This window comes from Rhodococcus sp. H-CA8f (genome assembly GCF_002501585.1).
Classification (GTDB): Bacteria; Actinomycetota; Actinomycetes; order Mycobacteriales; family Mycobacteriaceae; genus Rhodococcus_F; species Rhodococcus_F erythropolis.
Genome location: NZ_CP023720.1, coordinates 394541 through 416844 on the forward strand (window position 1 = coordinate 394541; position 22304 = coordinate 416844).

At 61.8% G+C, this 22304-nt stretch carries 19 protein-coding genes and 1 pseudogene; 6 read left to right on the forward strand and 14 right to left on the reverse strand.

The window, feature by feature from the left end:
* Window positions 1-21 precede the first annotated feature (21 nt).
* The 6 genes from CPI83_RS01850 to CPI83_RS01875 form a co-directional block, all read right to left on the reverse strand.
* Window positions 22-5490 (reverse strand): glutamate synthase-related protein, encoded by a 5469-nt coding sequence (locus CPI83_RS01850; RefSeq protein WP_097386683.1) that lies wholly within the window; start codon window positions 5488-5490, stop codon window positions 22-24.
* A gap of 182 nt (window positions 5491-5672) precedes the next feature.
* Entirely contained in the window at window positions 5673-6716 is a 1044-nt protein-coding gene (locus CPI83_RS01855; protein WP_042953247.1) for a ParB/Srx family N-terminal domain-containing protein, read from the reverse strand.
* Window positions 6717-6901: 185 nt separating this feature from the next.
* Window positions 6902-7762 carry a 3-hydroxyacyl-CoA dehydrogenase gene (locus CPI83_RS01860; protein WP_097386684.1) on the reverse strand — a complete coding sequence of 287 codons (861 nt, stop codon included), beginning with the start codon at window positions 7760-7762 and terminating at the stop codon, window positions 6902-6904.
* Window positions 7763-7771: 9 nt separating this feature from the next.
* Window positions 7772-8392, reverse strand: coding sequence for a TetR/AcrR family transcriptional regulator (locus CPI83_RS01865; RefSeq protein ID WP_021333352.1), 621 nt, complete (start codon window positions 8390-8392; stop codon window positions 7772-7774).
* Window positions 8393-8476: 84 nt separating this feature from the next.
* Window positions 8477-9073 (reverse strand): hypothetical protein, encoded by a 597-nt coding sequence (locus CPI83_RS01870; protein WP_020909569.1) that lies wholly within the window; start codon window positions 9071-9073, stop codon window positions 8477-8479.
* 4 nt (window positions 9074-9077) lie between these two features.
* The gene (locus CPI83_RS01875; RefSeq protein WP_019745870.1) at window positions 9078-9536 is read right to left on the reverse strand and encodes a hypothetical protein; all 459 of its coding nucleotides are present in this window, start codon (window positions 9534-9536) and stop codon (window positions 9078-9080) included.
* A 100-nt stretch (window positions 9537-9636) separates the two neighbouring features.
* Here CPI83_RS01875 and pip point away from each other — a divergent pair.
* Window positions 9637-10595: pseudogene (gene pip, locus CPI83_RS01880) on the forward strand (prolyl aminopeptidase).
* Here the strand turns inward: pip and CPI83_RS01885 are convergent.
* The gene (locus CPI83_RS01885; protein WP_051253138.1) at window positions 10583-11185 is read right to left on the reverse strand and encodes a TetR/AcrR family transcriptional regulator; all 603 of its coding nucleotides are present in this window, start codon (window positions 11183-11185) and stop codon (window positions 10583-10585) included. The pseudogene pip and the gene CPI83_RS01885 sit on opposite strands and share 13 nt — an antisense overlap.
* Before the next feature lie 105 nt (window positions 11186-11290).
* Here CPI83_RS01885 and CPI83_RS01890 point away from each other — a divergent pair, with 105 nt between their 5' ends.
* The gene (locus tag CPI83_RS01890) at window positions 11291-12370 is read left to right on the forward strand and encodes an alpha/beta fold hydrolase (RefSeq protein WP_097386685.1); all 1080 of its coding nucleotides are present in this window, start codon (window positions 11291-11293) and stop codon (window positions 12368-12370) included.
* Here CPI83_RS01890 and CPI83_RS01895 read toward each other — a convergent pair.
* The gene (locus tag CPI83_RS01895) at window positions 12341-13462 is read right to left on the reverse strand and encodes an endonuclease/exonuclease/phosphatase family protein (RefSeq protein ID WP_097386686.1); all 1122 of its coding nucleotides are present in this window, start codon (window positions 13460-13462) and stop codon (window positions 12341-12343) included. The genes CPI83_RS01890 and CPI83_RS01895 overlap by 30 nt on opposite strands.
* Window positions 13463-13594: 132 nt before the next feature.
* Here CPI83_RS01895 and CPI83_RS01900 point away from each other — a divergent pair, with 132 nt between their 5' ends.
* Window positions 13595-14887, forward strand: a complete 1293-nt coding sequence (locus CPI83_RS01900) for an MFS transporter (RefSeq protein ID WP_019745865.1) — start codon at window positions 13595-13597, stop codon at window positions 14885-14887.
* On the opposite strand, the gene CPI83_RS01905 is transcribed toward CPI83_RS01900, so the two are convergent.
* The gene (locus CPI83_RS01905; protein ID WP_223257822.1) at window positions 14862-15875 is read right to left on the reverse strand and encodes an ABC transporter substrate-binding protein; all 1014 of its coding nucleotides are present in this window, start codon (window positions 15873-15875) and stop codon (window positions 14862-14864) included. The two genes, CPI83_RS01900 and CPI83_RS01905, sit on opposite strands and share 26 nt — an antisense overlap.
* Before the next feature lie 88 nt (window positions 15876-15963).
* On the opposite strand from CPI83_RS01905, the gene CPI83_RS01910 reads away from it, so the two are divergent.
* Together CPI83_RS01910 and CPI83_RS01915 are read left to right on the forward strand one after the other, a co-directional pair.
* Complete coding sequence (locus CPI83_RS01910; RefSeq protein WP_097386687.1) at window positions 15964-16791, forward strand: transglutaminase-like domain-containing protein; 828 nt, start codon at window positions 15964-15966, stop codon at window positions 16789-16791.
* 13 nt (window positions 16792-16804) lie between these two features.
* Complete coding sequence (locus CPI83_RS01915) at window positions 16805-17599, forward strand: 2-phosphosulfolactate phosphatase (RefSeq protein ID WP_097386688.1); 795 nt, start codon at window positions 16805-16807, stop codon at window positions 17597-17599.
* Here CPI83_RS01915 and CPI83_RS01920 read toward each other — a convergent pair.
* The 4 genes from CPI83_RS01920 to CPI83_RS01935 form a co-directional block, all read right to left on the reverse strand.
* Window positions 17554-18345 (reverse strand): ABC transporter permease, encoded by a 792-nt coding sequence (locus CPI83_RS01920; protein ID WP_019745861.1) that lies wholly within the window; start codon window positions 18343-18345, stop codon window positions 17554-17556. The two genes, CPI83_RS01915 and CPI83_RS01920, sit on opposite strands and share 46 nt — an antisense overlap.
* Window positions 18342-19283, reverse strand: a complete 942-nt coding sequence (locus CPI83_RS01925; protein ID WP_021333361.1) for a daunorubicin resistance protein DrrA family ABC transporter ATP-binding protein — start codon at window positions 19281-19283, stop codon at window positions 18342-18344. Before CPI83_RS01925 ends, CPI83_RS01920 begins: the two co-directional genes overlap by 4 nt.
* 14 nt (window positions 19284-19297) lie before the next feature.
* Window positions 19298-20173, reverse strand: coding sequence for a DUF4097 family beta strand repeat-containing protein (locus CPI83_RS01930; RefSeq protein WP_020909560.1), 876 nt, complete (start codon window positions 20171-20173; stop codon window positions 19298-19300).
* Between the two features lie 65 nt (window positions 20174-20238).
* Entirely contained in the window at window positions 20239-20754 is a 516-nt protein-coding gene (locus CPI83_RS01935; protein ID WP_029256566.1) for a toxin-antitoxin system HicB family antitoxin, read from the reverse strand.
* Window positions 20755-20885: 131 nt separating this feature from the next.
* Here CPI83_RS01935 and CPI83_RS01940 point away from each other — a divergent pair, with 131 nt between their 5' ends.
* Window positions 20886-21482: a CHAP domain-containing protein gene (locus tag CPI83_RS01940; protein WP_021345932.1), complete on the forward strand. Its 597-nt coding sequence runs from the start codon at window positions 20886-20888 to the stop codon at window positions 21480-21482.
* On the opposite strand, the gene CPI83_RS01945 is transcribed toward CPI83_RS01940, so the two are convergent.
* The gene (locus tag CPI83_RS01945; protein WP_097386689.1) at window positions 21473-22237 is read right to left on the reverse strand and encodes an acyl-ACP thioesterase domain-containing protein; all 765 of its coding nucleotides are present in this window, start codon (window positions 22235-22237) and stop codon (window positions 21473-21475) included. The two genes, CPI83_RS01940 and CPI83_RS01945, sit on opposite strands and share 10 nt — an antisense overlap.
* Window positions 22238-22304: the final 67 nt, after the last annotated feature.

Genomic DNA, 22304 nt, shown 5'->3' on the forward strand with positions numbered 1-22304 from the left:
ACCTACGTTCGGGGGAGGAGGTCAGGACACCAGGTCTGGGATCGTGCGCGAAGCGAACAGTTCGTCGAAGTTCGGCAGCGATCCAAGCTTGTCCCGATTCTTGTTGTCTTGAAACAGAATCCACCCGTACGTCGCCGGGCTGTCCATGGCCAACACGTTGCGCAGGCTCAGCGCCTGCTTGTAGTCGTCGACGCGCTTGGCTGCAATCAGCGCAGCCAGCTGTTCGTCGTCGTAGCCGGCCAGAATCTCTTTCGAGTACTTGACCAAGTGCTGGACGAGGGCGAAGTCCTCGGTCAGTACCAGGTTTCGGGCCGCCTTCTGCACTGCTGGATCGTCGGGTCCGGACGCACCCGGCGTGCGGGCGGCGGCGAGTTGTTGTGCGAAGTGAAGCACGGTGTACGCACTGAGCAGCGCATACATCGTCGCGGTATCGGTCTCGCCGTAGGCGGGGACTGCTCCGTTCAGCGCGGGGCGCCCATCGCGCACTGCGAGTTTGAACGTGCGGACCTGACGTGCTGCGATGGCGGACGCCAATTCTTCGAGAAGCTCTTTGTGCGACTTCGCAGCCAGGATTGCATCGCTGTCCTGGTAAAGCATCAATGCCTTGGGCATGGCGTAGACGAACGAGTGCTGTTCGACTTCCCAGTTCTCGAGCAGTCGGGTTCCGAGTGCGGATCCCGTTGCTTCCACATGCAGTTCGAGCAGGAGTTGTACCGCGTGGTTGTGGACGGCGGCTAGAGGATCGGTCGCAGCGGTGATCGAACCCAGCAGTACGGAATCGGTACTTGCTCGCAGTGCCAGTTCGCCGCGAGGGTCGTACTGGTAGAAGAACCCGCCGCTCATGCCGTTGCCGACACCCTTGCCGAACTCGCCGAGATTCACGACAGCACCGTTGGTCATGTACTCGCCGGCGAAGTCGCCGACACCTTCGACGACAGCACTGGCGCCGGAGTTGCGAACGGCAAAGCGATCGCCTGCTTCACCTTCGACGAACACTCGTCCGCCGGTGGCGCCGAAGAGCGCGAAGTTGCCGATCAACACGTTTCCGCCGGCGTCACTGGAGCCGCCGCCTGGGCTGCGCACGGCAATCACACCGCCGCTCATGCTCTTTCCCACACCGTCGTTACATGTCCCGGTGTGTTCCAGGTGCATGCCGTCGTTGCAGAATGCGCCGAACGAGAGGCCCGCAGATCCGGTCGTCAGGACGCGAACGCTGCCCGGAGCCAGATATCGTCGCCCACGCTCGTCAGTCAGTACCCCCGGAGCGAGAAGGCCCGCCGCTCCGTAGTTGAGTTCGCGTTCGAGGTCGATCGCCAACTGCCCACCGACGCTCTTGTTCCGGTTACCCAGGTGCAGTGCACCTTCGGCGAATTCAGGTCCGGACACGGCGACCGAGGCCTCGCCACGGTTGAAGAGCACCGTGCGAACCTTGTCCATGATCTTCTCGTCGAGCGCGTACTCACGCTCGAGGTACACGGGATTGTCGACGGTGATGTTCGGGGCGGACTCGAACATCGCGTCCAGTTTCAGATTGCCGACGATGGACGGGTGATCGAGCAGATGCAGGAGATCAGTTCGACCCCGCGCTTCCTGAAGGGATCGCATTCCCAGATTCGCGAGCAGTTCCCGAGTTTCGTGAGCGATGTTGAGAAGGTACTGCGCCATGGCGCGGGGATCGCCGTCGAACAGTTCCGGGTTGGTGGTCAGACCGGCCGGACACTTGATGTTGCAGTTCTTGGCCATGACGCAGCCCATCATCATCAGCGCAGACGTACCGAACTCGAAGCTGTCTGCGCCCAGTAGCGCGGAAGTGATGATGTCGCTGCCGGTCTGATGCGCGCCCGAGCATCGCAGAACGACTTTCTGGCGAAGCCCGTTGGCACACAAAGCTTGATGGACCTCCGCGATACCGACCTCGGCCGCACGACCCGCGTACTTGAGGCTGGTCACCGAAGCGGCGCCGGTGCCACCGGTGTTTCCGGCGACGTTGATGACGTCGGCGCCGGCCTTGGCGACACCGACGGCGATGGTGCCGATTCCTTCCGAGGACACCAACTTCACGATCACCCGGATGCGCGCTGCCTTGCAGTCGTGGATGAGCTGAGCGAGGTCCTCGATGGAGTAGGTGTCGTGGTGCGGCGGCGGCGATACCAGTTCGACGCCGGGCGTTCCGCCGCGGGCAGCAGCAATGTCGACGGTGACCTTGGCGGCCGGAAGCTGCCCGCCCTCACCGGGTTTTGCGCCCTGGCCGAGTTTGATCTCGATCTCTTCGAGCATCGGGTCGGCGAGGTATCCCGCCCAGATTCCGAAGCGTCCGGATGCAAACTGCTTGATGCGCGACGCACGAATCGTGTTGTAGCGCGAAAGGTGTTCGCCGCCTTCGCCGCTGTTGGACATCGCGCCGACCATGTTCGTGCCGTGAGCGACGGCTTCGTGCGCCGGAGCGTTCAGCGCGCCATGACTCATGGCACCCGACGCCAACTTCGGGGTGATGTCGCTGGCGCTCTGTACCTCGGAGAGAGGAACACCTGCCGGTGCGACCCTCAGCTTGGACAGGAACTCTGCCCCGATGCCGGTTGCCCTCAGCGCAAGATCCGGTGTGATGGCTTCAATGGTGATATCGGCGGCAAAGGTGGCGCAGAGAGCGTCGCCGAGTGCTTTTGCTCGCGCGCTGTCACCGGCCAGTGGACCGTCCAGGCGAAGCGTGTACCGGTCGTCTGCGGCGGATTCACACTGGACCCCGCGCATCACGATCGCAGTGTTGCCGCGTACCGAGAATCGGCTGATCTGCTCGGCGAACTCGGCTGTCGTAACCGCAAACGTGACGTCGGCGGGAACAGAGATGACGTCGCGCAACGCTGCGGGCCGACGCGATCGTTCCGCAGCCATAACGGTAGAAAAGTCCCGGTACCCCGCGGTGATGTCGAAGTCGTCGATTTGTTCGGTGGTCAACCGGTCGAAGCTCGTTGCCCGGTAGGCCCCGGCGTCGAGGCGGAATGCGTCGTCGAGTCGCCCGAGTGGAAGCAAGCGAAGAGCGTCGAATTGCTCGGTGCCGGAGGGACTGTCGAACGCGATCTTCTCTTCGGTGAGCTCGACGTACTTGCGGACTGCGGTGGTACCGAACGAATGCCCTGCGCCGTCTGCGCGCTCCTTGAACAGGCCGAGCAGTGGCAGGTCCTTTTCACCCTCGACTTCACTTGCACGCTCGTGCCACTGCTTCGAGGTCACCGCGACGGTGTCGAAACCGACGCCACCCACCGGTGACTTCATGTTGGGGAACCACTGGCGCAGAACAGGGTCGGACGTATCGAGGAAGTTGGGTTCGAAGAATTCTCCGCCGATGTAGCTCTCGACAGTGCACAGGCCGACGCGTCCCATCGTCTTCATGAGGGACTTCTCGGCAGCCTTCGCGAAGCGTCGGAAGGCGGCATCCGGGTCGGCAGCGAACTTCTCCTCGGCTCGCAACTGAACGGACAAGGGGTAGACAGCGGAAGCACCGAATCCGAGCGCAGCGGCAACGTGGTGCGAGGACTCGATCTGGCCACTCTCCACGATGAGAGAGACACGCAATCGCAGGCCTGCGTCGATAAGGCGTTGGTTCAGTGCTCCGACGACCATGATCGCGGGAAGCGTTGCGCGCTCATGAGATACGTGCCGGTCGGTCAGGACTGCGATCCCGCCCTGTTCTGCTGCGAAGGCGACAACGGCGTCGCCGAGCGCGGTCATCGCGTCAACCATCGCCTGCGCGTCACCCGCGGCGGGGTAGAGCATTTCGAAGCGGCGATGCGGGGTGTGCTTCTGTTCGCGGATCTTGAGCATGTCCAGATGCCCGAGGATCGGCGACGAGATGACGATCTGCTTGGACTGTCCGGCGGTCATCTTCGCGCCCAATGCAACCCGGAGGGTCATGCCGTCCGCTTCCCGGATGCTGTCGAGCGGAGGGTTGGTGACCTGGGCGAATCGCTGCGAGAAGTAGCGTGCCACACCGCCTTCACGATCGGAAAACGCGTTGATGGCGTTGCCGTAACCCATGGCCGATACCTTCTCGGCTCCGTGCGTGAGCATCGGATCCATCAGGAATTTGAAGCTCTCCTGATCCAGGGAGTACGCCATGTAGCGCTGATGAACCTCGAACGTTCCGTTGTAGCGCGTCGGTGAGCTGACCTTCTCCGCAGGTACGGCGGGAATGTCTTCGATCAGGATTCGCGATTGCTCCAGCAGAGACCGGTAGTCGCGTTGTGCGGCGATCTTTTCCAGAGCTTCACGGGCAGTGTAGGTATGGCGATCGCGATGATCGAAGTACAGCATTCCGCCGGCCTCGACGCGTCCACGGTGAATCACCGTCTCGGGTGCGAACGCGATCTGTCCGGCTTCGGAGAATGCGCACACGTAGTCGTGTGTCTCGATCGTGCGAAGTGGACGCAGGCCGAGGCGGTCCAGGCGGGCGCCGATGATGGTGCCGTCGCCGAACACCAGCGCTGCCGGTCCGTCGTTCTTCTCCTCGTACAGCGAGAAGTACTCGAACATCGCACGCACTGCGGGGGAGAGAGTGGTGTCGTTTTCCCAGGCAGGGGGCATCATCGAGACCACAGCTGTCACCAAATCGACGCTGTCCTCGATGACGCGTGCTTCCAGAGTCTGATCGAGCCGGCAACTGTCGGACTGACCGGGCGGACGGACGATCGCACGTCGTTTTGCGCTCGCCACCGCAGCTTCGGAGAGCCGATTCTTCTTGTCCGTGTTCAGTTCTCCGTTGTGAGCCATGAACCGGAACGGCTGCGCCATCGTGGGATGCGGGTCCGTATTGGTCGAGAACCGCGTGTGGAAGTACATCGTGTGGACAGCGTGATCGGGGTCGACCAGGTCGCGGAAGTACGGGATCACTTCGTCGGAGTTCAAGCGGCCCTTGAGAACCTGAGTCCTCGCGCTGAGGGACAGTGGGTACAAACCGCGTAGTGCAGGCGTGTTGTACGCGATTGCCTCGATGGCGAGCAGGGCCTCGTGCACGAGGCGATCGACTACCGCAGGCTCGGGACGCGGAGTGGGGACCTCGAAAATCCACTGCCTGACCGGAAGTTGATGCGCGATCGCGGCCGGCCGAATCGCCGAGTTGTCGACCGGGACGTCGCGCACTGCGAGAGTGGTGAAACCGCGATCGAGAAGTTCACGTTCGACCAGGGCGGCAGCGCGTGCATGCTGGGCGTCGTCGTCCGGAAGGAAGAAGTTGCCGACGCAGAAGCGTCCGGCGCGAAGGTCGGGGCGCCCGGTTACCTTGCGGAAGAACCGGAGGGAGAGGTCCACCGAGACGCCGCCGCCGTCGCCGACGCCCTCGGAGGACATACCGCCGCGGTGCGGAACCGAGCAGAGCGCTTCGCGGCCCTTGATCAGGACATCGTGGGTCTGCACGCCGTCCTTGCGCGTGATGAACCCGACCCCGCAACTGCTCTTGTCATCTGCGGGGTCGTACAAACCGACGATGGACGTGCTCACTGCAGCAACCTTCTCCCTGTCCTGGTTGCCCGGAGATTGTTCGACCGGGCAGATACGACGGCATGGTTTCCGTCAGGGCAGGGCGTCGCTGCTTCGATGAAGCGGCACCCGAATGGGATCAGACTACTGAGTAGAGGCTTACCTTAGTCAAGTTTGCTGGGTGTGACTTGGATCTGAGCAGGTCAGAGGGTTGCTTTGTAGGCAAGTGCGTAGGCGATCTTGCCCGGCTTGTCGTCTGTGTACGGCTTCGACAGCTTTGCGAACTCGCCCTTGGACTCCGCTTTGCCGTCGTTCCAGGCCGGCAGGACTCCGAGATCGGCGGCCGTGAACCCGCTGTCGACGACGGCATCACCCGCCAACGCGGTCTGTGCTTTGGTCACCGACTTCACGGTGGCCAGGTAGCTGGAGAGGTCGTCGCGATTCCAGTTGGTGAGGTCGACGGGCGCGGCGTCGCGGACCCACGCACCCCAGTAGAACTCCTGGAACGGAATCGTGCCGGCGGCGAATCCGATGTCGCGGGAGAAGTACATCAGGCTGCGGTACTTGTCGTCGGCGAAGTTGGCCAGGCCGACGCTCTTCGGCAGGGACTGGACCGGTACCTGGTTTCCGTCCACGTCACGCGACCAGACCCACTTGTTCTTTTCCATCTCGGTCCAGAAGGCGCCTTCACTCAGGCCGCTGAGGTTGCCGAGAACCCGCAGTCGCACGTGCAGGTCGGGGCCTCCGTCGGCCGTCTCGATGAAGGACGTGAGGGTGTGGTGACCGTCGGTCAGGTAGAGATCGCCGCGGGGTCCGACGACCACGGTCTTCATGGGCGCGATGCTCTCGGCGGTTTCCTGACCCACTGGAATCTGGCAGGTGAAGGACGACGGGTCCTTCAGCGTCGAGGCAGGAGTAGCGGTCGCAGCCTGGATCTGGCCGTTCGCCTCGCACCAGTCGTCGAACTTCTTGTTGATCGTGTCTTTTCCGAGCGTGTATCGCCCGAGCTTGTAGTACACCTCGTCGTAGCCGAGGGAAGGCTGCGTCGCATGAACGTCGCCGATGCGCACGTCCAGAAGGTCACCTTCTTTGGCGCACAGGTACTCCGAGCCGCCGGCGGAGCCTGAGAACGAACCGGTGGAGATTCCGCCACACGCGAGGGGAGCGGCGACAGCGGGTGTGCTGACCAGTGTTCCGGCGCCGAGCAGTACCAGTGTTGTGAGTGCCGAGATGGCGGAACGACGCATGTGGGGATCTCTCCTGAGGATGGGTTCGCACGTGAAGAAGCTTGCGTCACAATCGCTCAGGGTGGTTTCGGACTTACTGACAACAGACGTCCGCGCGGTGGCTACCACGTGAATTCACGTCGTAGCCACCGCGCGGTGAGCCTGTTGGTTGATCAGCTCTGTTGGTTGATCAGCCCGGCAGTTGATCAGCCTTTGTAGTTGTAGAAGCCCTCGCCGACAGCGACGCCGAGCTTGCCTTCGTCGATGTAGTTCTTCTTGATGTAGTCGGCGAACGCGCGCTGCTTCTCGCCGCCCTGGGAGGAGATGTTGTAGACGGTGGTCAACCCGACGACATCCATGATCTGGAAGGGGCCGAACGGGGCTCCGGTGCCGATACGCCACGTCTTGTCGACCATGTCGGGATCGGCGATGCCGTCGATCAGCAGGTCGGATGCTGCATTGAGGAGCGGGACCAGGAGCGAGTTGAGTACGTAGCCCGCCTTCTCCTTCTTGAGTTCGATCGGCACCATGCCGATGTTCTTCGCGAATTCGACGACCTCGCGGTACACGGCGGGGTCGGTGGACTCGGTGCCCATGACCTCGGCAGTGTTGTTGACCCACACGTGATTTGCGAAGTGCAGTGCGAGGAACTTCTCGGGGCGGCCGGTGAACTCCTTGAGGTCGCTCGGCAGAAGCGTCGAGGAGTTGGTTGCGAACACCGTGTGCTCCGGAGCTACTGCGGCGAGCTTCTCGTAGGTGTCGCGCTTGATGGCGATGTCCTCGGGAATTGCCTCGATGACAAGATCGGCCTTGGTCACGGCTTCGGCGAGATCGTACGAGTACGTAATACGTTGTAGCGCTTCGTCGGCCTTGCCTTCCTTGGCGCCCTCGACGTTTTCGGCCTTGTAGGCCGCGGCCAACGAGTCGAACCGAGCCTTGGCCTTTTCGATGACCTCGGCGTTGATGTCGTACGCGACGACGTCGAATCCGTGATAGGCGGTCTGATAGACGATCTGCGAGCCGAGAACTCCGGTACCCAGAACGGTGATCTGCTTCAGTTCAGTCATTTTCGATCCTCAATCCTTTTCGGTGGGTAGTCCGGCAAGCGTCAATCGAACTTGTGCGGCAACGATGTTCGTGAGTTCGTCAGCCGTGATCCGGTCCAATGCCGCGCGGGCTATTTCGAAGTGCAGCACGTTGGAAATCGTTCGCGCTGCAGTGATGGTTCGGGTGGTGTGGTTGGGGTGCCCCTCGAGCAAGATTTGCGCAATCCGCGTTTGCAGGCGCTGCGAGAGTTCCAGACCTTCGGCCCGGAAACATTCGCTGGGCTCGCCGAACAACACTTCGCGTTGGTAGATACCGGTGTTCTCGTCGTTTCGGCGACTCGCGATCAGCAGGGGTGAAACCAGCTCGAGCACACGATCTTCTGTGCCCGTCGATTTGGCCTCACGCTCTTCTCCCAGTTCGATCTGCTTGCGGTACTCCGCGTTGTACACCATGAGCAGTAGCTCGGCTTTGCTTGCGGCGTAACGAAAGAGGGTGCCACCGGCTACATCGGCGCGATCGGCAATTTCTTGAGTTGTGACTGCGCTGTAGCCCTTTTCCGCGAACAGTTCGGCCGCGGCGTCGAAGATGCGTGTCTGCTTCTCGAGTTTGTTGCGTTCACGACGACCCAACTCTTGGTCCGATTTCGTCATCCCGCTCACCTCGTCTCATTTCGGATCACGCTCATAAATGAGTCTACTCCGAAATATTGAGAGGGTGGGGTCTCCTCCGTCACATCACCGCAGGCCGCTGACCCAACCGGCGAACACGTCGGAGAACACGTCTGCTTCGCACGCATGCGCCGATTCGGGGTAGGCACATTCGGGGTATCCGGCGACGACGGCGGCAAGTTCGGCATTGCAACACTGCGCCAAGAGGCCGCGCAGGAGGTCCGCGGCCGACCAGCCGGCGATGGATGCTGCGGGGATCCCCTCTTCCTCGTACACCTTCACCAGATCGTCATGCCTCCAGGACAATTCCTCGGCCACCAGTGCATCGGGATTGAAAGACATGGCGCGGTCGAGTGATCCGCGCAGAAGCGAGTGTGGATCGTCCTCACCGCGCAGCCTGGTCGCGAGGTCGGCCGGTGCCTTCTGCATGACGAACATCCAGGGTTTGCCGTCGGGAAAGACTCCGCCGAAGCCTGCCACGTTGAAGGGGAGGTGGCTACTGAGAAAATCTGTCTCCACGTCGACGTGCTGATCGTCTCCGAGGTGAATGAAGTGGCCGGACGCGATCTCCTCTCCGGTTGCCGGCTCGGCCCACGTGTTGTTCCACAGGTCGGTCATCCGACTGCCGTCGGGAAAATCGAGAACCTCGAAGAGGAAACCCATGTCGTCACCACTCTCCGTCGAAGTGGGTGGTTACTCCACCGGTGAGTCGAGAAACCGTTTGAGCCGAGGTCGCGAGGACGACTCGGCTTGTCTCGAAGGTCATCTCGTCGCGTTCGGTGTCCTCCGATTCGGGATCCTCGGCGAGTGAGAAGTCGAGTTCCACCTCTCGATCGGTGCTGGAACAGACCGAGATCATCAGCCCGAGTCGTTCGTCGGTGAACGCCGGTAGCGATTTCTCGGGATGAAAGTCTGCGGCCGCGTGAAAGAAGAATGCCGCCAGCCGTTCGACAAATCCTTCGTCGGTGTGTCTGCTGAGATACTGATTGAACCGATCGGGGCTGAGCAGGCCTACGTCGAAAACGAGTGTGGGTACGTCGGATTCGAAGACAGCGGCGGGTACCGCATGACTGCGAAGGAATACCGCGGCGCCGCCGTACCCCGGCAACCTGAACCCATCACGCATCTGGTGTACTCCCGTCGCAGAGGTGTCCTGTCCACGCTAGGCCATAGCCCGGACGCGTGCTGCTTACCGGACACGTCGGTTGATGGAAGAATTACCGCCTATGAGCGCTGTCCTGTACCCGCCCGTCGAACCGTACGAGTCGGGACTGTTGGAAGTGCCCGATCGTCAGAGCCTCTACTGGGAGACCGTCGGTAACCGGCCGGTGTCCCGGTTCTCTATCTCCACGGTGGCCCCGGTTCCGGGTGCACTGTCGGTGCCAGGCGTTTTTTCGATCCCGAAACCTTTCGCGCAGTTCTGTTCGATCAACGAGGCTGTGGGCGCAGCCTTCCTCTCGCGAGTAGCCCGGACGTCGATCTCACCGTGAACACGACGGCGCACATCCTCGACGACATCGAGCGTCTTCGTGAACATCTCGGTATCGAACGATGGATCGTTTCCGGCCTTTCTTGGGGCGTCAGTTTGGGTCTGGTGTACGCCCAAGCGTTTCCCGAGCGGGTGATCGCGATGGCTTTGGGCGCGATCACCGGCGGGACGAGAGTGGAAATCGAATGGATCACCCGTGCCATGGGCAGGATATTTCCGCGTGAATGGGAAGAGTTCGTCGCGCCGCTGCCGGTGGAAGAGCGTGACGGGAATCTCCCGGCGGCATACGCGCGACTGCTCGCCGATCCGGATCCTGTTGTGCGGGAAAATGCTGCGGTGCAGTGGTGCCGCTGGGAAGACGTACATGTGTCGCTGATGCCGGGGTGGACTCCGAGTGTTCGATACCAGAATCCGGACTTCCGTCGGGTGATGACCAGGCTGGTCACGCACTACTGGGCCAACGATTGCTTCCTCGCGCCGAATCAGATCCTGGACGGAATGGACCGTCTCGCCGAGATTCCCGCGATTCTCGTGCACGGCCGGTATGACATTTCCGGACCACTCGATACTGCCTGGGCGATCCACCAGCGTTGGCCGGGCAGTGAGTTGGTGGTGCTCGACGACGCCGGGCATGGCGGGGGTGGATTCAACGAGGCAATTGTGGAAGCGCTGAATTCACTGGCTCATTCGGTCTGATCGAGTGCTCCGGCGTGCGCCGCAGCGAGCGCGCCGGCAGCAGCGCGATCGGCAACCGACTGGTCGACAGGTAGATCGGCGACCAACAGGCGATAGTAGATGGGCGCGGCGACGGCCGCCAGAAGATCAGCAGCTGAGACCTTTTCGGAGATTTCCCCGCGTTCGACTGCTCGGCGGACCACGATGTCGGCCAGTTCGTAACGTGCGGAATAGAACTCGCGCTTGAGTCTTGCCACTTCTGGCGTACGAACCGCGTCCGAGAACAGTGCAGCCACCAACGCGCCGCCCGACTCGCTTGTCACCAGTGCGACTATCGATCTGGCCATCTCGCGCAGGTCGGATTCGATGGAACCGGTATCCGGGATGGGGACGGTAGTTGCCGACACCTCGACGGCCGCGTCGGCCACCAGTTGGGACAGCGTGCTCCATCGCCGGTAGATGGTGGTCTTGTGGACTCCGGAACGGGCGGCTATGTCCTCGATGCTCATCGCTGCAAATCCGCGTTCGGACAGTTCGGCCGCGGTGGCCGCCAGGACGGCCTCGCGCACCCTGGCGCTACGCCCTCCGGGCCGTTGTGGTGTCGAGGTCATGGGTAAACCTTATCGCAACAAGGTGTTGTGTTAGCTGGAGACACATGGTTCACTGAGCTAATGCAACTGATCGTTGCGTTAGAGATGAATTGAGGGGTGTTTCCCATGTCATACGAATTTCCTGTCGATCACCGAGGCCTCTTCGAAGAGCGCACAGGACAGTTTCTGAGCTTCGGGCTCCCCGTCTCGGATCTCGAGGAACTGCGCGCGTCCATCAACTCGACCTGGGCCGACGCGCCGGGTGGTTGGTCGTACGAGTGGTCGGCGCTGGCGGCGAAGTACTCCGCGGCCGGCAATCATTCCCTGGCAGCGATGATCTACGGAATCGCCAAGTTCCCGGTGCTGGCCAACGAATCCCGTCGACGGGCTCTGCGCAATCAGGTGGACGAATACGTCAAGGCAGCAACAGGATTCGGGCTCGAGTTCGAGCGTCGAATCCTCTTCCTGCCCTACCGAAACGGCGAGATCGAGCTACCGGTACACATCCTCTCGGCGGACGGACGGTACGAAGACGCACCCGTCCTGTTGCTCAGCGGCGGCGTCGACGGCTGGAAGATGGACATGCATCCGTTGGCCAGTGCGTTCGCGACGAACGCCGGGGTGACGGTTGTTGCTTTCGATCAGCCGGGAACTGGTGAATCACCCGTTCCTCTTGATGCTTTCGGTGACGAGGTGATCGACGGGCTCGTATCGACGGCTCGCGCTCTCGGCAACGGGCAGGTGGCGCACCTGGGAGTCTCCTTCGGCGGCAACTTCGCCGTGCGCTCGGGGTTGACCGGCGCCGTCGATGCGGTGATCAACATCGGCGCCCCGGTCAAGGGTGCGTTCGAGACCGTGAATGCCGAGCGCCTGGTCTACGGCATGGGCGACATCGTCGGAAACGCACTGGGTTTCGATGCCCCGGCAACCAAAGAGGCGCTGGTACAGGGTCTCCGTGCGTTCGATCGCAGTGTCTTGATGACCGCCGACGACGGCCGGACCCCGATGCTTGTGGTCAACGGGGCCGACGACGTTCACATCCCGCTCTCGGACACAACACTCTTCGAAGAGCGCCCGAACACGCAGGTACACGTCATCCCGGATGCGGGGCACTGCGCAGTGACCAAGCTGCCCGAGTTGACGCCGATGATGATCGACTGGCTACGAGATGCCCTGTCAGGAACCGCTCCACGAACCGGTAGATGATCCGCCGCCGAAGCTGGCAAAACGATACGTCGCAAGAACGGCCTTGTGATCGGTCGGCCACGGCGTCGGTGAAGCGATGAAGTTGTCCTGGGAGTTCTCCTCCACTCTTTTGTTGTGCACGATCGTCTTTCGGGGTCCGATGATTCCCACAGATCCCAACTTCAGGTCGGAAGCGCGGTCGGCGAAGATGTAGTCGATCCGATCGCGTTCGTCTGCCTCGGGTGCCCAGGTGAGCTGTGAGGTGTCGACGTCGGGATTGTCGGACGGCCAGGTGAAGCCCGGGTGTGTAGCCGGGTTCGGGTACTTGCTGCGGTATGCATCGACAAATCCGGCTTCGTCGAGCAGACGGGTGGATTCCCACGGAATGACGACACCGTTGTGGTCGAACAGATTTCGCGTGCCGTCGGTCCAGTCCAGGGCCGACGGTTCGTTGAAATCGCCGCCGAGGATGACGGACCTGCCCCTCGCCCGTTCTGCGGCCGCATCGTCGATGAACGTCGAAATTGCCAGGGGTCGTCCCGAATTGACGTTCACACGCTGAACCGTCTCGGGGTCCGTGACCGGACCGGACGGCATCTTGTTCCAGCCGAACTCGGAGAACTCTCCAGGCGTGGGAACACCCGCGCCGTATCCGCGCGGTAGATAGGTTGCGTAGGACGTGTAGGCCAGATGTGCCGAGTAAGCAGCGATTTGTTTGCCGTCGACCGTCACGACTGCCTTGATCATCGAGTTCAGGTCGGCTGTTTCCTCGATCGGAAACTTGGAGAGAATCCCCACGTCGGAGGACGCTGCTCCGTAGAAGGTGGTTCCTGACTTGGTCAGCATGTCGGCCAATACAGTTGTCGCAGTGCCGGCTTCCGACAGGAGAACTATCGACGCCTGGGTCGAGATGATCATGTCGGCGATCAGCTGCAGGCCACCGTTGATCTTGGTTCCGCCGTGCCAGGTATTGAGGGAGAGCACTTTGACCTCCTGCGCGGGGTTCGCCCCCGCGACGGAGGTATTGGCACCCAAGGTAAATGCGCTTGCGGTGACTGTCCCTGCGGCTACCGCCATCGCCTTGACCATCTGGCGGCGCGTCAATCCATTCATCAGATCCCGGCTCTCGTTGTCGTGTGCTCGAACCCCCGGAAGATGATTACCATCGCTACCTAAACGGACAGTTAACCAATTGCAAAATGGCAGATTTCCACAGAACGCCGCGCGGGCAATAGTCTTCTGGTCGTGGTACTCAGTGAGCGTTTCCCCGGTAACAAGACCTTCGCGAAGGTTCGTGTCCTGCCGCCGGTGGTGAAGTTGCTCCTTCTTTCGATGGTGCTGTTCAACATCGGGTTCTATCTGGTTGTCCCCTTTCTCGCGGTGCACCTTTCGGAGGACCTCGGATTCGCGGCCTGGATTGTCGGCCTGGTCCTCGGACTCCGGATGTTCAGTCAGCAGGGCATGTTCTTCATCGGTGGAAGCCTCGCCGACAGGTTCGGCAAGCGTCCGATCATTCTGCTGGGCATCGCAGTTCGCGTGGTCGGCTTCCTGATGCTCGGATTGGCCGAGAGCATGGCGGCGGTGATCGTAGGTGTGCTTCTGGTCGGGTTCGCCGCGGCTCTGTTCGCACCCGCAGTGGAGTCGGCCAACGCCGAATACGGACGCGAACTCGAGACCTCAGGAGTCATGCGTCGTACGGATCTGTTTGCAGTGGAACAGATGTGCAGTCGTCTGGGAACCGTGATCGGTCCGGCGTTGGGTGCTGCTCTGTTGATGTTTCCGTTCTCGTGGACGGCGTCGAGCGCGGCGTTGCTGTTCGCGATCATGTGGGTCGGGTTCTTCATCTGGTTCCCGCGGCCGGGCGATGCCCACGACGGCCCGGTGTCGACCTATACGCTGCGCGACGTCTGGCGAAGCGTCCTGACCAACAACAACTTTCTGCTCTTCGCGACGCTCTGCAGTTTTCAGCTGGTTGCGTACAGCCAGCTGTACCTGATGCTTCCGGAACAGCTCGAGCGCGGAATCGGTTCGCAGTCGGCGCTGGGATGGTTCTACGTGGGCGCAGCGGTGTTGGTGATCGTCGGACAGGGGCCGACGGTCGCGGTTGCCCACCGCATCGGGCATCGACGCGCGATCACCTTCGGGCTTGTGCTCATTTCGGTGTCGTTCCTGGTTCCGCTGGTCACCGGCGTCGAATCCGCAGCTTCGGCGTCGACGCAGATAGTCGGTCTGGCGGTGTGGATCGGGCTGCTGCACCTGGGACAGATGTTGATGGTGCCGCCGATGCGAGACACCATTGCCATCCTCGGTCGTGAAAGCAACCTCGGAGCGCACTTCGGCATGCTCAACACGATCGGCGGTCTGCTCGCGCTCCTGGGAACCGTGGGAGTCGGATTCGTGTACGACCTAGTCGACAACGGCCACGCAGCGCCGGCGTCACCATGGGTGATCGTTTCGGTCTGCGTGGCCGTGTCGGCTGTGGTGTTGTGGGTGTGGTCCGGTCGAACGAAGGTTATCGACCCGCGATCGTCTGATTGATCTTTGCTACAAAATCTTCCAGCACAAACGGAATGGTGAGCGGGTTCGGCATGGACACCGCGTCACTGACGATGGGGTCCAAGCTGATCAGGCCGCCGGTCTTGACCACGTTCAGATTGGTGAACGCCGGCTGCGTCTGCATCTCGGGGCGCGCCTTTTCGTAGTTGTCGAAGAGCAGGTAGTCGCACTCGAGGAGGTCGTAGTTTTCGGCGGAGATCTCGTAGTTCAGCTTGCCCGCGAACCGATCCTTCAGTGCGGCAGGAGCCGTGAATCCCAATTGCGTGAGCAACTGAGCGCGCGCTGCCTCAGGGCTGAACGCCCGCAGATTTCCGTCGCTCCAGCGAATGACGAGAGCTGCTGTCTTGCCTTCGAACTGGGGGTTCTCCGCGCGGGTGCGAACGATGAGGTCTTCGACTTCCTGGACCTCCTGCTTTGCCTGCGCGGGAACGCCCACAGCCGTACCGATGCGGGTCGTGACTTCCTGCCAGGGCAGCACCCAATCCGTCTGATCGGCGGCGTGAAGCACAGTCGGCGCGATGGCGCTGAGCTGCTTGTACAGATCCTCGTCGATCGCGTTGTTGACGGCGATGATCAGGTCAGGCGCTGCTGCCACGATCGTTTCGATGTCGAAATCGGTGGTGGCGTTGGCCAGTGGTGTCGGCTCGGCGCCCTGGACTGCCGAGTCGGCCCAGACTCCGATTCCGTCGTCGGTCGATCCCTTCCACACCGGGACCAGGACGGGCGTCAGCCCGAGGGAAAGCAGTACGTCTGCGTCGCCGATGCCGACCGCTGCGATGCGGCTGGGTGCCTGCCCGATGGTGGTGGAGCCGAACTTGTGGTCGATCGTCACCGGGAAGGCGTTGGCCTCGGCGTGAGCACCTTCGGTGCCGGGAGTGGATTCGTCCTTCGCGCTGTCGCCGCAGGCAGCAAGGGCAAAACCTGCTGCTGTTGCGAAGGTGACGGACAGCATGGCACGGCGGCTCAACATTGGGTTCACAGCAACCTCGGGTTTCATGGTTATGGGACCCTAACCATAGTGGAGCGGCAGTGTCGGCAGTGTTTGTTAGTCTCCGCCCATGACGGCGGTTCTCGACTACACATCAGCAGGACCGTTCACCCGCATCGACGGAGTGGACCCGCTCGCCCTCGAGTCACTCCCCACCGACCCCGTGCAAATATGCCGGGTAGTGCCGTACCTGGTGGTCCAACCCACCGATGCACGGTCGCTGAATCTGCCTGCCGACCGATTCGACGAAAACCAGATCCGGCCGGCAAGCGTTCTGCTCCAACGCTTGCTTGCGCTCGATCCGGCACCGGTGACCTCCGCCCGAGAACCCGACAAGCGGCTCGTCGGAACCTGTCGGCACTTTGCTGTTTTGAGTTGTGCGTTTCTGCGCCACCGCGGAATTGCCGCTCGCGTCCGCTGTGGTTTTGCCACCTACTTTCAACCGGGACAGGGCGTGGACCACTGGATTACCGAGTACTGGGACGACGCCGGCAAGCGGTGGATCCGCATCGACTCGGAGATCCTCGGACAGAACGTCCTTCCTCACGCCCATAACCTGCAGCCGGGAGAATTCCTCAGTGGTGGTGAGGCGTGGTTGGCGTATCGACGCGGCGAGATCGACGCCTCCCAGTTCGGGGTGTACGGAACCCAGAACTGGGGAGCCGCCGAGATCCGCGGCAACGCTGTGAAAGACCTTGCCGCGATGAACAAAGTCGAAACCCTGCCATGGGACGAGTGGGGCCGCATGACCGACGCCTACGACGGAAAGACCGGTGCGGCGTACGACGTACTTCTCGACGACATCGCCGACGTCTGCGCCACTGACGATCCCGTGGCCGTGCGAGCGTTGTACGAGCACGAGGATTTACGCGTGCCGGAGAAGCTGCTTACTTTCTGAGAGACTTGCCTGCATGAATCAGGAGCACCGCCAACTCGAGTACGGACTTCGATTCGACTGGGGCCTGCGCGGCGCCGAGGCGATCGCTGCGGGAGTCGATACCGCCGTTGTGGTCGACGTCCTCTCGTTCACGACGACGCTGAGCGTCGCCGCCGATGCGGGAATCGACGTACTTCCCTTTTCCTGGAACGACGAGAGGGCGGTCGATTACGCGCGTGATGCCGATGCGGTTCTTGCAGTGCGACGAAGTGTGGCCAGGGAGGGGCAGATCAGTCTGTCTCCCAGGACGATTCGCGAGTCCGAGGTCCCGAGTCGGCTGGTACTGCCGTCGCCGAACGGGTCGACTATCGCGTTTGCGTTGGCGTCCCAGGTTGCGGTGTGTGTCGGCGCTTCATTGAGGAACGCTTCCGCCGTCGCTGATTGGATTGTGCACGAACATGGTCCGGGATCGCGGGTTGCGATAGTCGCATCCGGGGAGAAGTGGCCCGGTGGAGAGTTGCGTCCTGCAGTGGAGGATCTGTGGGGCGCCGGCGGGGTTGTCACGGCGTTGACCGCGGCTGGTTGGGAAGGTTCCCTGTCGCCCGAGGCACAGATGGCGGCGGATGCCTGGACAGCGGTGTCGGATTCGTACGAGGACCGCCTGCGGGACTGTGCCTCAGGGCGCGAGTTGATCGTCATGGGGTTTCCACACGACGTCGCCATCGCCTCGGAACTCGACGACAGCGACACCGTACCTGTTCTCGAAGATCGTGTGTTTCGAGGTCAGCGCACCGGGCGTCGATTGAACAAACTCCGCGCCCAGAGGTAGGAGAGGAAGGTGATTGCGACGCACCATCCGATCGCGAGTATGGCGTTGTTCCCGATCGCTTCGCCGAGAAGAAGTCCTCGAAGAGTCTCGATGATCGGAGTGAACGGCTGATACTCGGCAAACCATCGCAACACGGTCGGCATCGAGTCGGTGGGGACAAATCCGCTTCCCAGGAAAGGTAAGAGGATCAACACCATTGGAAGATTACTGGCCGTCTCGACGCTCTTGCTGACGAGGCCGAAGGCAACGGACAACCAGATCATCGCGATGGAGACCAGGATGAGTAGAGCAAACGCGGCGACCCACTCCACGAAGCCTGCAGTAGGCCGGAAGCCGACGGCTATCGCCACGGCGATAACTACAACGAGGCTCACGATCGTCTGAAGGAGACTGCCGAGAACGTGACCGGTCAGGACGGACGTGCGCGTGATCGCCATCGTGCGGAATCGTGCAATGATCCCCGCGGTCATATCGGTTGCGACGGAGATGGCAGTACCTTGTGCCGCTGATGCCACAGTCATCAGAATAATCGCCGGTGCAACGTAATTGACATACTCGGCTCGGCCGCCACCGCCTGGGCCGAGGCCGTTCCCGAGCGTTCCGCCGAGCACGTAGACGAACAGCAGTAGGAAGACGACTGGCATCCCGACAAGCATCACCGTCATCGACGGATATCGAAGGATGTGTCGAATGCTGCGACGCAGCATGGTTTTCGAGTCCTGATAGGCAAGCGTCATGGTGGTCATCGCGCGTCGGTCCTTTCGGTGGCGGTCAGAGTCAGGAACACGTCGTCCAGGTCCGGTGTGTGCACGGAGAGTTCCTTGACGTCGATCGAGTGAGCGTCGAGTTGGTCGAGAAGAGAGCGCAGCGAGCGGACACCGCCGTCGCTGGGAACCTGCAGGACATAGGCGGCATCGTCACGGGTAGACTCGTCGAAAACAGCAGCAGCAGAGTCGAGTTGGTCTCGATCGATGAAGTGAAGACGAATGTGGCCGCCGGGAATGCGTCGTTTGAGTTCCGCTGCCGTACCTTGGGCGACTATCCGTCCCTGATCGAGGACGGCGATGTGGTCGGCCAGTTGATCGGCTTCCTCGAGGTACTGCGTCGTGAGGAAGATGGTGACACCGCCCTTGACCAACTCCCGGATGATCTGCCACATGGTGCGTCGACTCCGGGGATCGAGGCCGGTGGTGGGCTCGTCCAGGAAGATGATCTCCGGTCGTCCGATCAACGTCATTGCCAGGTCGAGCCGTCGGCGCATTCCGCCCGAGTACGTCGACGCGAGTTTGTCCGCGGAGCCCTGCAGATCGAACTTCTCCAGGAGTTCGTCAGTGCGAGTGCGGCGTTCGTCCTTGCCGAGGTGGTGAAGATCGGCCATGAGGAGAAGGTTTTCCTCGCCGGACAGGTAGTCGTCTACCGCCGAGAACTGTCCGGTGACACCGATGCGCGAACGCACCGCGTCAGGATCGTCGGAAGGGTTGTACCCGGCGATGCGGATGTCGCCGCCGTCTGCGGGAACGAGGGTCGAGAGGATTTCCACGATGGTGGTCTTGCCGGCGCCGTTGGGGCCGAGGAGTGCAAAGACGGTTCCGCGGTCGACGGAGATGTCGATTCCGTCCAGTACCGTCTTGTCGTCGTAGGCCTTCTTCAGGCCCGTCGCGGTGATGGCTGGTTTACGGGACATCAGCGTTCCTTTCGCTAGATCTTCTTGTTGGATTCTTCTCGGGGCTCCGAACGTCGAATGACGATGTCGCCGTAACTGGTTTGTGCCCGGACGTCTACCCGGCGTTCAGTGGAAGCCGGACCGTGCGTGGCATTCATCTGGTTGTCGACGCGGCCGAAGGACGTATGCGCGTCGAATCGTGCGGCGGTTCCGGATCGAACGCCGATATGGATTCGCCCGGCGGCCGTCTTGGCGGATACGACTCCACTCTCGATGGTCTCGAAACGGATGTCGCCGTTGGCGGTTGCGGCACTCGCGTCGGATTCGGCGTGTTCGACGGCGACGCTTCCGTTGGCGGTCTTCGCCTTCAGCGCGCCGGTGATCGTGCCGATGTTGATGTCGCCGTTGGAATTCTTGACCTCCGCGTTGCCGTCGACGCGGCCGATGCGGATGCTTCCGGACCCGGTGCTCGTGTCGATGTCACCGGCCACATGCTCGACGATGATCGCTCCGGCGCCGGTGCTGACGTTGAGCGGTCCGGTCGTGTCCAGTGTGCAATCTCCGGCCGAGACCTTCACGCGTGAGCGTCCGAGAGTGCCTTCGGCGCGCAGGCTGGCAACTGCTGCAGTGCCTTCGAGTTCCGAGCCGGAGGGAAGCTGAACGGCGATGTCGACAGATCCTGTCTTCCCGAAAATGCCGAGACCGCGCTGTTTCGGAGTCTTGATCTGTAGCCGGCCACCTGCGAATTCGACGCGCGTTTGTTCGGCGACTCGAACGTCTACCTCGCGAGACGAGTTGCTGGGCAACACTTCCACGACAGTGTCGTTGCGGCTGCTCGCAGCGATCCGGATGTGTCCGACTGCCACGTCGAAGTTCAAGGTGATGGGGTCAGGTGTGCTGAATGTAGGCATGGTGATACTCCCGATGAGGTTGTCTCGGTTGGTGATAGAGGGTCGTGCGAAAGGTGAAGCCGGTGTCAGTGCACCCAGCCGCTGAAGCTTTCGGAGCCTTGGGACGTGCGCTGTCTCGGAGTGCTTCTGCTCATGCCGCCTTCCAGCGCAGTTGCAGCCGAGCGAACCAGCCACGCGTTCACGGAGATCCCGGCTTCCTTGGCCGCCGCCTCGATCCGGTCTTTGAGGTCTTGCCCAAGCCTCAGGTTGATTCGAGTCATCGAGGCGTCGTCGGACTCCGTGACGGGGCGCGGAGCCGGAGTCGGTTCCTCTTCGGCGGGGGCCGGAGCCGGTTCGCTGATGGCTGGTGCCACCACGAATTCGGGTTCGCGTCCCCGTAGGCGCAGGTCCACCGAGCCCGGGGCGAGGTCACGCGTGATCTCGGCGGCTGCCGCAGACAATGCGTCGAGAAGGGTGAGTCGCACTGCTGATTCCAGCGGTGCGGTCAAACGATCGGCGAGGGCCTTTGCGTCTTCTCCGCCTGCTTCGGCCGCCACCGCGAGTTCGTGGCGAAGGTTGTCTACGTACGGTGTCAAGTCCATGGCATCACTATGGCACCACTTTGGTGCCATAGCAATACTTTGGTGGCACCTTCGTGTGAGTTTGATGAGAAGTGCCAGCTCATCGGGGTGGTTGGCGTTTCGATTCTCGGCAGGCTGGCACACTCGTAAGGGTGAGTCCTGCCGAACCCAACCGTCGCCGCCGTATCTTGCTCTGGATTGCCGGGGTGCTCGGCGTCGTGATCGTGGTCGGGGCGGTTGTCGTCGCGGTCGCGCCTTCGCGGTATCTGCCCTGGGACACTGCCGAGTTCCCGACGGTCGACGCCAGTTCGGTGACTGCGGACCAGGCTCGAGTGCTCGAACTGCTGCAATCCGAGCACGAGCGGGACCGTCCGGGCACTTTCTATTCCGACGGTATCGACGAAGAATGGTGCGCCGATTTTGTCAGCTGGATAATGAGGGAAGCGGGTCGACCGTTGTCGAACCCGAACTCCGGAAGCTGGCGTATCCCGGGGGTGTACACCCTGCAGGAGTACTACCAGGGGATCGGCGCGTACGCCGAGAACGGCAGCGGGTACACCCCGAGCGTGGGTGATGTGGTGATCTACGACAGTTCGAGATGGGTGGGTCAGCACACCAACATCGTTGTGGCAGTGGACGGTGACTCGGCGATCACGGTCGGCGGCAACGAGTTCGGCAAGGTGCGGGTCCATGATCTTCACTGGCAATCCGACTCCGCCGTCGTGGGGTTCGGAAAACTTCACCCCTGATTGCTGTGGTTCGAGGTCAGGGCAAACCATCGAGCGGATGCACGTGCCTCGCCGCCGGCGTCGATGTGCAGCGTGTTCGTGCCGGTTCGCACGCTCACCTGCTCACCTCTCTTGACGGGCTGGGTGTACTCGAGGATCGCGCGAAAGGGTTCGCTTCGTAATTTTTCAGGCAGTGCATCTTCCACGGGTTGCCAATAGATCGCGTTGTTCACGTGATCGAAAGGGTCGAAATCGCTCGAGCGCAACGGGAATGGAGAATCCGCGTAATCGTCGGTGTCGGGGTCGATCCACCGACGCCAGTGAAGATGCTCATCCACGGCCGTCGATGCCAGGGCAGCGGTGAACTTTTCACTGATGGTTGCCGGCATTCCGGTTTTCGGGTCGATGTTGATCCAGAATGCCTCGGTCTCGATCAATCCACCGCTGTCGGACCTGATCCGAACCCGCATCGAACACCACTTGCTGGAGAGTCCGGAACACCAGCGCTGCAGATGAACTCGATCCGGCCAGACGACGGGTTCGAGTACGTCGATCACCGTCCTTCGCACCATCCACAGCGGGTGTGTATCCATGGCGCCGCGGTCGACGAGATTGTCGAAGCCCGCGTCTTGGAGGTAGCGCGCGATCGCGTCGAGGCGCAGTTGCTTGTCGGTGTGGATGTCGCCCGTACGCACCGGCCAGGAGGCCTGGAAGATGCTGCCGGTTGTCGGTAGTTCGGCCATCGCTACGTGATCGTCGACTTTTGTACGGTTCATCGGATGTGGGCTCCCGGTGTTCGCTTACCCGGTCGGGTGGCTTCACGCTTGCGTTACCCGCTGGCAG